This window comes from Methylobacterium sp. UNC378MF (assembly GCF_900103195.1).
Classification (GTDB): Bacteria; Pseudomonadota; Alphaproteobacteria; order Rhizobiales; family Beijerinckiaceae; genus Methylobacterium.
The window spans coordinates 98637-109995 of record NZ_FMWU01000020.1 but is presented as its reverse complement, the minus strand read 5'-3'; the positions used below and the strand labels follow the sequence as shown (position 1 = coordinate 109995).

Here is an 11359-nt window from a genome sequence, read left to right as displayed (position 1 = left end):
GGAGGGGCTTTGGCCGCCCCGAAGGATATCGCACTGCCTGGGGACGCAGCCCATCCCGAGAGCATCACCGCCACCGCGGACGGCACACTCTACGTCAGCAACTTCGCCGGCGGCGGCGTCACGCGGATCAAGCCGGGCGCCACCTCAGGCGAGGTCTGGATCGTACCCGGAGCGTTCGAGACACGCTCGACCTTCGGCGTGCTCGCCGACGAGGCGTCGGGCACGCTGTGGGTCTGCTCGAACGATCTCTCGGCGCTCGGCATCAAGGGACCGAGCGATGTGAAGGGTGCGGCGCTGAAGGGCTTCGACTTGAAGACGGGCGCCGGTAAGGTCAGCGCGTCGTTCCCTGTCAGCCCGGCCATCTGCAATGACATCGCGATCGGACCGGACGGAGCAGCCTACGTCACCAACACGCTGGGACCGCAGATCCTGCGGTTGAAGCCCGGCTCGCAGACGCTGGAGATCTGGAAGAGCGACCCGCTGTTCGCGCCCGCAGGCAAGGAGGCCGGGCTCGATGGCATCGCTTTCGGCACTGACGGCAACCTCTATGTGGACACCTTCACCACCGCAGAGCTGTTCCGGATCGATGTGAAGGATGGGCAGGCCGGTGCGGTGACACCGCTGACGCCCTCGCGACCGCTGGTGCTCGCCGATCGGCTGCGGCCGCTCGGCGACGGCTCCTTCCTCTTAGCCGAAGGCGGCGGCCGGCTCGATCGCGTGACCTTCTCGGGTGACACCGCGAAGGTGGAGGTTCTGCGAGATGGCATCGCTGGCGGTGTCACAGGCGCCACCAAGGTCGGCGCGACGGCTTTCATCACGGTCGGGCAACTCGCCGTCATCACAGACCCGGCGCGGAAGGGATCGAAGCCCGACCTGCCGTTCCGGGTTCTGGCCGTGCCGCTGGGCTCCCCATGACGCGTGTTGCCGCGCGTAGGCGGTTCCAGGACGTCCGGCCGCGTGCGCCCTAGTTCCTGCATTCGTGGCTTGTCGCAGCGTTCCGAGAGGACCCATCATGCCCCGTATCCATCCGGTGAATCGCGTCGTGTCGGCTGGAGTCGCGACGATCGCCCTCCTGGCCGCTTGGCCAGCCATCATCCCCGCGCGGGCTGCCGAGACAGCCTGCAAGACCGGTACGGGCGGCCTCAGCCTGCCGACTGGCTTCTGTGCGACGATCTTCGCCGATGGGATCGGCCATGCCCGGCAGATGGCCATCGCGGCCGACGGTACGCTCTACGTCAACACCTGGAGCGGCCGGTACTACAAGAACGACACGCCCCCGCCGGGTGGCTTCTTGGTCGCGCTCAGGGACACGAACGGCGACGGCAAGGCCGACGTCACGGAGCGCTTCGGCGAGAGCCCGGCCGAGGGCGGTCACGGCGGTACCGGACTGGCACTCCACCAAGGCGCGGTTTTCGCCGAGAGCAACGACCGTATCATGCGCTATCCGTTGAAGGCGGGTGAGGTGGCGCCCAAAGCTGCCGGTGAGGTCGTCGTCTCGGGCCTGCCGTTGACCGGCGATCACCCGATGCACCCGTTCGCGATCACGCCGAAGGGCGATCTCCTCGTCGATCTCGGCTCGGCGACGAACGCCTGCGAGGTGAAGAACCGCGTGCCGGGCTCGCCCGGCAACGAGCCCTGCACAGAGAAGGAGACGCGTGGCGGCATCTGGCGCTACGACGCCAACGCGCGGAACCAGACGTTCTCGCCAGCCGAGCGGTATGCAGCCGGCATCCGCAACGGCGAGGGCATCGCCCTCGATGCCCAGGGCCGAGCGTTCGCCACGCAGCACGGCCGCGACCAGCTGCACGAGGACTGGCCGAAGCTCTACACGGCCAAGCAGGGCTTCGAGCTGCCCTCCGAGGAGGTGGTCGAGCTGAAGCAGGGCGCCGATTACGGCTGGCCGGAATGCTACTTCGATCCGGCGCAGAAGAAGTTGGTGCTGGCTCCCGAATATGGCGGCGATGGCGGCCGCAAAGTCGGGCTCTGTGCCGACCGGCAGGGGCCGGTCGCGTGGTTTCCGGCGCACTGGGCGCCCAACGACATGAAGTTCTACGTCGGGTCCGGGACTGAGAAAGCCTTCCCGAAAGCCTATCGCGACGGCGCCTTCATCGCCTTCCACGGGTCCTGGAACCGGGCGCCCGGTCCGCAGGGTGGCTACAGCGTCGTCTTCCAGCCGTTCAAGGACGGCAAAACCGCGGGCGATTTTATCGTCTTCGCCGACGGCTTCGCCGGGGCCGTCAAGGAACCGGGCCGGGCGGAGTACCGGCCGTCCGGTCTGGCCGTCGGCCCGGACGGGGCGCTCTACATCTCCGACGACGTGAAGGGCCGCATCTGGCGCGTCACCTACACGGGTGGCGATCCGAACGCGGCGGTCGCTGCGGCGCCGAGCCCGCAGGCGGCACCAACTGCATCTAAGAAGGCATCGCCGCCGGAGGGCATGCATCCGGATGCTGGCCGTACTGTCGCCGCTCTGCCGGTGCCGAAGGGCGCGACGCGCGACCAAGTCGCGCTTGGCGAGCGGATCTTCCACGGGGAAGTAGCCGGGGCTACCTGCGGCGGCTGTCACGGCTCGGACGGCAAGGGCTCACCAGTCGGGGCCGATCTCACCAGCGGCCATTGGCTTTGGAGCGACGGCAGCCTCGCGGGCATCGAGAGCACGATCGCCAACGGCGTGCCCGAGCCGAAGGAACACCAGAACGCAATGCCGCCGATGGGCGGCGTGGAGCTGTCCCAGGCCGACCTGAAGGCGGTGGCAGCCTACGTGTGGGCGCTCGGCCAGCGCAGGAACTGAGGCCCGGCGAGGTTCGACCATTCGTCAGGCGGCAGCCACCGGGCGGCCACGTCACCAGGGCCAGCCGGTGTCAGGCCGCGACTGTCGTCACGGCCTCGGCCTCCGCCCGGATCCACACGGAGGTGTCGTGGAAGACGGCGCCCCCCGACGGGAGCGCGGCCTCGTCCGAGGTTAGAACGTTGATGCCGTGGCCCGGGCCTCCGAACGCGCCTGCTGGCCAGATGCTCTCCACCACAATCGTGCCTAGCCGCTGGCCCGGCACGTGCCGGGCGTGCAGGACTACCTCGCCGCGCGCGTTGCCAAGGCGTGCGAGCGCCCCGTCCCCAACCCCGAAGCGGAGACCGTCTTCCGGGGAGATCAGCACCTGCGGGCGGCCCTCGCGCTTGCGGGCGTTGGGCGTCTCCGTGAAGGTCGAATTCAAGAACTGCCGGGCCGGGGCGGTGACGAGGCGCAGAGGGCGATCGTCCGTCGCGCCGTCGATCAGCGGCAGCCAGTCGGGCAGCGGGGACAGCCGGCCCTCCGTGTCGCCCAGCGCCCGCCAATCGGCCCGGAAGCGGAACCGGCCGTCCGGATGCGCAAACCCGTCGAGGAAATGGGCTGATCGGAACGGTAGCTGAACGTCGAGCCAGCGCCGCTCCGCCAGGTCGGCGGCCGGCGGATAGCCGGAGGCGCGCAGCGTGGCGTCGGCCAATTCCAGGGCGGTCATCGCGAAGGTCGGGTGATCGAGGCCGAAGCACCGCGCCAGCGCGCAGACGAGGTCGTGATTAAAGATCGCCTCGCCAGGCGGATCGATGACCGCCCGTCCGATCTGGATGTGGCTGTGCCCCATGGCCTGGTAGATATCGTCGTGCTCCAGGAACATCGTCGCCGGCAGCACGACATCGGCGTAGCGCGCCGTCTCGGTCAAGAACTGCTCGTGCACGACGGTGAACAGGTCCTCGCGCATCAGCCCTTGCCGGACCCGGTTACTATCCGGACAGACCGAGGCGGGATTGCCGCTCTGCACGAGCAGGGCGTGGACGCCGGGGCCGCCGTGCAGCGCGTCGGCGTCGCCGGTCAGCACGCTGGCGATGCGGCTCATGTCGAGCTCCCGGATCGCGGGATCCCGGAGGGCCGTGCCCTCGATCAGCGACTTGTCCCAGGCGAAGATGCCCTTGTTGGTGAACAGCGCGCCGCCGCCCTCGTAATGCCACTTGCCGGTGACGGTCGGCAGGCAGGTCACCGCGTGCATCGCCGCGGCGCCCCCGCGGCCGCGGGTGAAACCGTAGCCGCAGCGAATGTAAGCCCGCGGGGTGGTGTTGTAGAGCGCAGCGAACGCCTCGATCTCCGCGACGCTTAGCCCGGTGATCTCGGCCGCCCAGGCGGGCCCGCGCGTCGCCAGATGCGCCTCAAGCGCCTCCGCATCGTCGGCGTAATCCGCCATGTAGGCGCGGTCTGCATGGCCATCGCGGAAGGCGCAGTGCATCACCGCGCAGGCGAGCGCCGCGTCCGTCCCGGGCCGAGGGGCGAGGTGCAGGTCGGCGGCCGCCGCGGTGCCGGTGCGGTACGGGTCGATCACCACGAGCTTCGCCCCGCGCTCCTTCCGGGCGCGGGTGACGTGGGCCATGACGTTGACCTGTGTGGAGACTGGGTTGGTCCCCCACAGCACGTTGAGGTCCGCGACCGCCATCTCCCGGCTGTCCGAGCCCGAGATGCGGCCGCAGCCGGCGGTCCAGCCGGCACCGGCGATCGTGGAGCAGATCGTCCCCTTGCGACCGGACCAGCGCAGGGCGTGGCGCAACCGGAAGATGCCGTCGCGCTGCACGAGGCCCATCGTGCCGCCGGAGCTGTAGGCCCAGGCGGCCTCGCTGCCGTGATGCTCGGTCGCAGCGCCGAAGCCGGCCACGACGCGGTCCAGCGCCTCGTCCCATCCGATACGGCGGAAGGTGCCGCTGCCTTTCTCGCCGGTGCGTAGGAGCGGGTAGAGCACGCGCTCCGGATGGTGGACCCGCTCGGCGTAACGGGCCACTTTGTTGCAGATCACCCCGCCCGTATACGGGTTGTCGGCCCCGCGCACCGCTCCGATTTTCTGCCCGTCCAGGACCTCTACATCCAGGGCGCAGGTGCTGGGACAGTCGTGCGGGCAGACGGAGGAGTGGATTTCGGACATTAGCGCAGCTCTTGCTCAGGCAGCGCTGACGACCGTACCCGTGCCGTACTGTGATGGCGAGTGGGAGCAGCTCCCGTGCCAACCGGTCGCTGCACGGACAGCGACGTAGCGCGTGTCCCCTGTTCCGGTAGACCTTTTCCGAAGCAGACCGAATGCTCTCGGCCAGCATCAGCCGTTGCAGGCCGACTGCGTGAGCGTCTCATATGGGTGAATCTGCGGCAGTCTGCGGTCGAATGCGACACCTAAGAAGCAGAAATCACCATCAAAGCCGTTCCTAGGCAGCTTAAGACGCACCTCCGTGCCTAGATTATCCCTGCATAGATTGTCACACTTTGCAGGCGCTCGATGTCTCGACGGGGCGGGGCACCGAACAGGCGATGGTATTCGCGGCTGAACTGTGATTGGCTGTCGTAGCCAACAGCGAAGCCGGCGGCTCCGGCATTCAGCCCGTCCGCGAGCATCAGGCGGCGCGCCTCTTGGAGGCGGAGCTGCTTTTGGTACTCCAACGGCGTCATCCGGGTCACGGACTTGAAGTGTGCGTGCAGCGAGGAGGCGCTCATGCCTGCCGCAGCGGCGATCTCGTCGATCCGAAGCGGCTCGTTGAAACGCTCGCGGATCCTGATGATGGCGCGAGTCACCTGGCTGATGCGGCTGTCGACCATGGCCATCTGCCGAAGCGTGGGGCCATGCGGTCCAATCAGCAGGCGGTAGAGAATTTCGCGCTCGATTAGAGGCGCGAGCGCGCGAATGCTCTCAGGCCGCTCCAGTAGCTTCACGAGGCGGCAGACTGCATCTACCAAATCCGGATCGACGGGATAGACAGCGATTGCCGACAGGTCCGCCTTGCTCGCCGCGCCACCCTCGATGACGATCAAATCAGCGAGCGCCTGCAGGTCGAGATCGATCTTGCAGCAGAGATACGGTGCGCTCGGACTCGCTTCTATGATGTGGCCTACAAGCGGGAGATCGACCGATACCAGCAGATAGCGCGACGCATCGTACACCACGCATTGATCTGCCAGGGAGACGCGCTTCGCGCCCTGGGCGATCAGGCAAAGCGATGCCTCGTAGACGGCCGGGACCGGCATGGTCGGTCCATTGGCGCGGATGAGCGAGAGGCCGCGCATTGCTGTGGGTGCTAGGCCCTCCGCAGGCCCGTGCCGCCTGATCAACGCGGCGAGTTCTCCAGTCCTATCCATGAACCCTTTTTCGGCTGGCCTCGCAGGCGCCACAAGCCAGAGCCGGCGGGTTCAGAGGATCGTGCAAAGCTTTCGGGCGATCGTTCTAACCACTGGGGCCTCCGCCAAAGCATGGTCTGCCGGGCAATTTGAAGCTGAAAGGATCAACCATGACCGGCGTGACCCACAAGACCATCCTCGTCACCGGCGCTTCGAGCGGCATCGGCGAAGCCACTGCGCGCGAGCTCGCCAAGGCCGGCGCAAGCCTCTTCATCGGCGCTCGCCGGGCGGACAGGCTTGAGAAGTTGGCTGCGGAACTCGGCGAGCATGTCGCCTACCGCGTGCTCGACGTCACCGACGGAGCTGACTTCGAGGCCTTCACCGAGGCGGCAGAAGCACGGTTCGGGCGGATCGATGCGCTTGTGAACAATGCGGGCGTAATGCCCTTATCTCCGCTCGCCGCACTCAAGCGCGAGGAGTGGGCCCGAATGATTGATGTCAACATCCACGGCGTTCTGAACGGCATCGCCGCCGTGCTGCCCCGCTTCGTCGCCCAGGCGTCAGGGCATGTCGTGAACGTCGCGTCGATCGGCGCACACCTTGTTGTGCCCACGGGGGCCGTATACTGCGCGACAAAATACGCGGTCTGGGCCATCACGGAGGGGCTGCGGCAGGAGCACGACGACATTCGGGCAACCGTCATCTCGCCCGGCGTCGTCGCCACGGAACTCGGCAACGACATCACCGATCCGCAGGTAGCGGATGCCTTGAAGGTTTGGAGGCAGAAATCGTTGACCCCGGACGCTATCGCCCGCGCCATCCGCTACGCTCTCGAGCAGCCGGAGGGGGTCGACGTCAACGAGGTCATCGTTCGCCCTACAGCCGCAGGCATGTAGATCACCTTGATCCGGCCCTACCGCGCGCCGGCGTTCGGGCCATTGCGGGCGATGTTTTAGACAGCCATCTCGGCCGCCGTCGCCCACGGGCGATGGTGGTCGGCTTGTATCGATCGTGACTTGGACGCCAAAGATCCAGCCGCGACCGATCCAGGCGATGCCAGTGATCTCATGGAGGCCAGGAGGGCATTACCAGCCCGCGGTGGGCGGCGCAGACGAGTAAGGTCCACGTAGTTTATTTGCGGTCGGGAGCGAGCCTCGTCGCAGACCTTAGGGCGCAGGAAGGCCGGGCGTGTCGCCTCGGCGGCCGGGCGCTTGGCTAGTGGCGATCCTTTGGAGCGCAAAGCATCCGAAGCCGAGGAGCCGACGAATGGCGGCTATTGGGAAGCAGCGGTGGCTGTCCGCACGTCTGGGGTTGGTCGGTAGGGGTCAGATTCGCTTTTGCAGCGGATCTGACTCGAAGCGGACCAGCCGCTTTCGGCCAGCATCTGCCGCCGCCCGGTGCCCGGACGAACGTCTCAGATGGGTGGAAACCGGCTCGTCTGCTTCAAAGCGAGAACTGGCCAAAGCGGACGCTGCTGTGGCGTCTCACGGGTTTCGACATATCCCATCGAGATCGAGGTGCTCGCTGCCATGCGCAATCGCTTATGCTTCGGGCCGCCGCCAAACAGAAATTGTACTCAGTCCTCCCGTACAGCCACTCTGGACGATTTTTGTCGCCCACGACCACCTCATCTGTTGCTGCTGTCGCGGCTCTGAAGAACTGCATAGCCAGCCGATAGTAGCCGAGGGGCGCAGCCGTGATATGAGAACCGGTGGAAGTCTGAGCCGAAGGAGGCGGTTTTGGACAGGCCCGTCGAGCGCCGTCTCGCCGCGATCTTGATCACGGATATCGTCGGCTACAGTCGTGTCCGTCGTCAGATGATTTGAGACGACTTGAGGCGCTCAGGAACGGAGGCTCTGGTCCTTCTGGGTTGAGAGGTTAGGCAGCCTGCGCGTGGTGGCGCAAGCGGCGATCGATGAGGGTCTGGCGCTTGATCCGCGCCCGCTCACGCAAGATCGTCTCGCCGCGGCCGAAGTAGACGTCGGCGGGAGTGAGGTTGCCCAGGCTCTCGTGAGCCCGAGCGTGGTTGTAATGCTCGACGAAGGCGGCAACCCGCGCCTCCAGTTCGCCGGGCAGGTAGGCGTGTTCGAGCAGGATGCGGTTCTTGAGCGTCTGGTGCCAGCGCTCGATCTTGCCCTGCGTTTGAGGATGGCGGGGCGCGCCGCGGATATGGGTCATGCCCCGGCTGCCGAGCCAGTCGGCCAGATCACCCGCGACGTAGCTTGATCCATTGTCGGAGAGCAGCCGCGGCCGATGCGCCACCTGCACATGATCGAGCCCGGCCGCCGCCAGCGCAAGATCGAGCGTGGCGGTGACGTCGCCGACCTGCATCGTCGCGCACAGCTTCCACGCCACGATGAAGCGCGAGAAGTCATCCAGCACGGTCGAGAGGTAGTACCAACCCCAGCCGATCACCTTCAGATAGGTGAAGTCCGTCTGCCAGAGTTGGTTGGGTGCGGTGGTCTTGTCGCGGAACTCGTTGGCGGCTTTGACCACAATGTAGGCCGGGCTGGTGATCAGGTCCTGGGCCTTGAGCAGGCGGTAGACGGTGGCCTCCGAGACGAAGTAGCGCCGCTCGTCGGTGAAGCGCACCGCCAACTCGCGCGGGCTGAGCTCCGGCTGCTCCAGCGCGAGGGCGACGATCTGCTCGCGGACCTCGGCGGGCAACCGGTTCCAGACCCGGCTGGGTCGGGACGGGCGATCCGCCAATGCCTCGGGGCCGCCACGCTGGAAAGCGTCGTACCACCGGTAGAACGTAGCCCGGGTGACGCCGAGCTTCTCCAGGGTGGCGCGCACCGACAGATGGGATTGCTCGACCAGCCGGATGATCTCCAGCTTCTCGGGGGCCGGGTACCTCATGCCTCGTCGCCCCCAGCCCCGGTCATACTTTTTTTCAGCAGGCGGTTTTCCAGGACGAGATCGGCCACGACCTCCTTCAGCGCACCCGCCTCGCGACGCAGGTCCTGGACCTCGTCGGCGGTCGCGGCACGGGCCGTGTCGCCGGCCAGCCGCTTCTTGCCGGCCTCCAAGAACTCCTTGGACCAGCCATAGTACATCGAGCTGGCGATGCCTTCGCGCCGGCACAGCTCGGCGATGCTGTCCTCACCGCGCAGCCCTTCCAGCACGATGCGGATCTTCTCCTCGGCCGAGAACTGCCGGCGCGTGGCGCGGCGGATGTCCTTGATCACGGCTTCTGCCGGCTTTTGCGCCGGCCCGGACGTCTGTTTCATCTTCGCTCCTGGGGGCTACGATGAACCAGCCATCCTCCGTTCGTGAAGACCCTCAATTTGTCTCAGGAGTGCTGACGGCGGACACCCCAAGCGCGTCGGTCCCCATACCCTGCGCCACTCCTTCGCCACCCATCTCCTGGACGACGGCGTCGACATCCGCGTCATCCAGGTCCTGCTCGGGCACAGCCGGCTCGACACCACCGCCCTCTACGCCAAGGTCGCAACCCGGACGGTGCGGGCCGTGACCAGCCCCCTCGACAGGCTCGCCCTGTTCCATAGACAGGGGGCAGCGCCGGACTGAGACGATGCCCGCCGCGATCGAGTTGGCCAACGTCTTCCGCGCCGCCGGTCCGGTCTATCGCGCCGAGCAGGCCGGGCATCTGAGCCTGGATACGCTGAGGGTGATGGCGGCGATCGAGGTCGGCCACGACCCCCTCCAGCGCGCCTGGCTTGCGGCGCAGGTCCTTGACCTCGTCGGCGGCCGCGGCCCGAGCCGTGTCACCGGCCAGCCGCTTCTTGCCAGCTTCCAAGAACTCCTTGGACCAGCCGTAGTACATCGAACTGGCGATGCCCTCGCGCCGGCACAGCTCGGCGGTGCTGTCCTCACCGCGCAGGCCTTCCAGCACGATGCGGATCTTCTCCTCGGCCGAGAACTGCCGGCGTGTGGCTCGACGGATATCCTAGATTACGGCTTCCGCCGGCTTTCGTGCCGGCCCGGACGTCTGTTTCATCTTCGCTCCTGGGGGCTACGTTGAACCAACCATCCTCCGTTCGTGAAGGCCCTCAATCTGTCTCAGGAGTGCTGACGGCGGACATGCCGGGCGTCAGTAGGAGCACGCCGGGCCGACCGAGGACGTCGGTGAGCGAATGGACCTTGGTCGTCTGGCCGCCACGCGACGGGCCGATGGCCTGGGCCTGCGCCCACCTATCCCGCCGTGCGCCGAGCAATGTGCTCGCACGTAGGTGCTGTCGATGGCAGCCGCCTCGCCCGACCAGCCGGCCTTGGCCAGGGCGGCCAACATCGCCTTCCAGAAGCCACGCCGGGACCAGCGGTTGAAACGGTTGTAGACGGTCGTGCGAGGCACATACGCGACCGGGCAGTCACGCCAGCGGCAGCCCGAGGTGGGCACTCGCAGGATGCCAGAGATGATCTGCCGGTCGTCCTTTCGCTCGGGTCCGGGTTGATCCTTGGGCATGAACGGGGCCATCACCGCCCACTGCTCATTCGAAGCCAGATCAGGTCCGCCATCGCCGCCTCCACGCTGTAAACGGCGGCCCTGAATTACAAAACCACAAACCCTGCTACGCCTTGGTTCGGTTCACACTTTAGAGCCCGTTCATACTCCCCGGTAGGCCGACATCAGCGACGACGTTCAGAACAGGTCTTAACTTGTTGGAAACTCGCGCGGCGCAGTATGTTGAAGGCGGCGCTGCTCACACACCCACAAGGCCGGTCCTCTTTATTGCTCTCGGCTTTGGGAGCGGATCGTGTGAGGTACCCAGCAATGCGGGTCAGAATGAAGATGCCCAAGAAGCTCGAACTCGAGCTCGCGGCCTCGTACCACTCTCTCCAAGATTTCATCGAGGATCAGAGGTACAGGCTCGAGTTCATGTCCGAGCAGTGGCAACAAGGCGACCGCGGTTTGGCCGTCTTAAACTGGCTCGACGATCTCGACGAGGTTGCCTACAACATGGAAGATTTCCGTACGTCGGCACTCTGAGACGTCCAATTGGGCCCCGGCATCACTGCTGGGGCCCGTTTCATTCTAAATCTCAGTAATAATACTTCTCGGTCAAATAATAATATTTCGTTTGTCTAAATACTGATAAATTTTGGTGGCTCGTAATCGCAAGGTGTGCTCCCAACTATCTGGCATTGCTTAAATTTATGATTAAGCACAACATCGGATTGTTTAGTTTTTACCTATAACGATTGATTATAGCAGGTTGCTGCGCATCATTGACGGGAGCATCGGGATGGATAAGCACTGAAATTGGCTATGACGCTTAC

General features: G+C 65.9%; 7 protein-coding genes and 3 pseudogenes. 5 read left to right on the top strand and 5 right to left on the bottom strand.

Translation table 11 applies throughout. From position 1 onward, the window contains the following. Window positions 1–198: 198 nt before the first annotated feature. Both BLT59_RS20865 and BLT59_RS20860 read left to right on the top strand, forming a co-directional pair. A complete protein-coding gene (locus BLT59_RS20865; RefSeq protein WP_244514078.1) occupies window positions 199–915 on the top strand; it encodes an NHL repeat-containing protein in 717 nt (238 codons plus the stop codon). 97 nt (window positions 916–1012) lie between these two features. Beyond that, window positions 1013–2791: a c-type cytochrome gene (locus BLT59_RS20860; protein WP_091784834.1), complete on the top strand. Its 1779-nt coding sequence runs from the start codon at window positions 1013–1015 to the stop codon at window positions 2789–2791. A gap of 70 nt (window positions 2792–2861) precedes the next feature. Here the strand turns inward: BLT59_RS20860 and BLT59_RS20855 are convergent, their stop codons facing one another. After that, the gene (locus BLT59_RS20855) at window positions 2862–4940 is read right to left on the bottom strand and encodes a molybdopterin-containing oxidoreductase family protein (protein WP_091784831.1); all 2079 of its coding nucleotides are present in this window, start codon (window positions 4938–4940) and stop codon (window positions 2862–2864) included. Between the two features lie 302 nt (window positions 4941–5242). Further along, window positions 5243–6139 (bottom strand): AraC family transcriptional regulator, encoded by an 897-nt coding sequence (locus BLT59_RS20850; protein WP_091784827.1) that lies wholly within the window; start codon window positions 6137–6139, stop codon window positions 5243–5245. Window positions 6140–6288: 149 nt separating this feature from the next. Here BLT59_RS20850 and BLT59_RS20845 point away from each other — a divergent pair, with 149 nt between their 5' ends. Further along, entirely contained in the window at window positions 6289–7014 is a 726-nt protein-coding gene (locus BLT59_RS20845; RefSeq protein WP_091784824.1) for an SDR family oxidoreductase, read from the top strand. A gap of 982 nt (window positions 7015–7996) precedes the next feature. Here the strand turns inward: BLT59_RS20845 and BLT59_RS20840 are convergent. After that, window positions 7997–9348, bottom strand: a protein-coding gene (locus BLT59_RS20840; RefSeq protein ID WP_244514076.1) for an IS3 family transposase whose coding sequence is annotated in 2 segments (ribosomal slippage) — window positions 7997–9010 and window positions 9013–9348 — 1350 coding nt in all. Because the reading frame shifts where the segments join, the coding sequence is not laid out codon by codon here. Between the two features lie 88 nt (window positions 9349–9436). On the opposite strand from BLT59_RS20840, the pseudogene BLT59_RS20835 reads away from it, so the two are divergent. Next, window positions 9437–9649 (top strand): annotated as a pseudogene (locus BLT59_RS20835) (tyrosine-type recombinase/integrase); the annotation flags it as partial. 115 nt (window positions 9650–9764) lie between these two features. On the opposite strand, the pseudogene BLT59_RS20830 reads toward BLT59_RS20835, so the two are convergent. Both BLT59_RS20830 and BLT59_RS20825 read right to left on the bottom strand, forming a co-directional pair. After that, window positions 9765–10025: pseudogene (locus BLT59_RS20830) on the bottom strand (transposase); the annotation flags it as partial. 121 nt (window positions 10026–10146) lie between these two features. Continuing rightward, window positions 10147–10597, bottom strand: a pseudogene (locus BLT59_RS20825) (IS5 family transposase); the annotation flags it as partial. 274 nt (window positions 10598–10871) lie between these two features. Here BLT59_RS20825 and BLT59_RS20820 point away from each other — a divergent pair. Continuing rightward, on the top strand, window positions 10872–11069 hold the full coding sequence (locus tag BLT59_RS20820; protein ID WP_124262938.1) for a hypothetical protein: 198 nt from the start codon (window positions 10872–10874) through the stop codon (window positions 11067–11069). The last annotated feature ends 290 nt before the right edge of the window (window positions 11070–11359 follow it).

What these genes read in the sequence shown, in the direction of transcription:
- BLT59_RS20860 (WP_091784834.1), top strand. Translation starts at nt 1,013, where the DNA reads ATGCCCCGTATCCATCCGGTGAATCGCGTCGTGTCGGCTGGAGTCGCG.
- BLT59_RS20855 (WP_091784831.1), bottom strand. Translation starts at nt 4,940, where the DNA reads ATGTCCGAAATCCACTCCTCCGTCTGCCCGCACGACTGTCCCAGCACC.
- BLT59_RS20850 (WP_091784827.1), bottom strand. Translation starts at nt 6,139, where the DNA reads ATGGATAGGACTGGAGAACTCGCCGCGTTGATCAGGCGGCACGGGCCT.
- BLT59_RS20845 (WP_091784824.1), top strand. Translation starts at nt 6,289, where the DNA reads ATGACCGGCGTGACCCACAAGACCATCCTCGTCACCGGCGCTTCGAGC.
- BLT59_RS20820 (WP_124262938.1), top strand. Translation starts at nt 10,872, where the DNA reads ATGCCCAAGAAGCTCGAACTCGAGCTCGCGGCCTCGTACCACTCTCTC.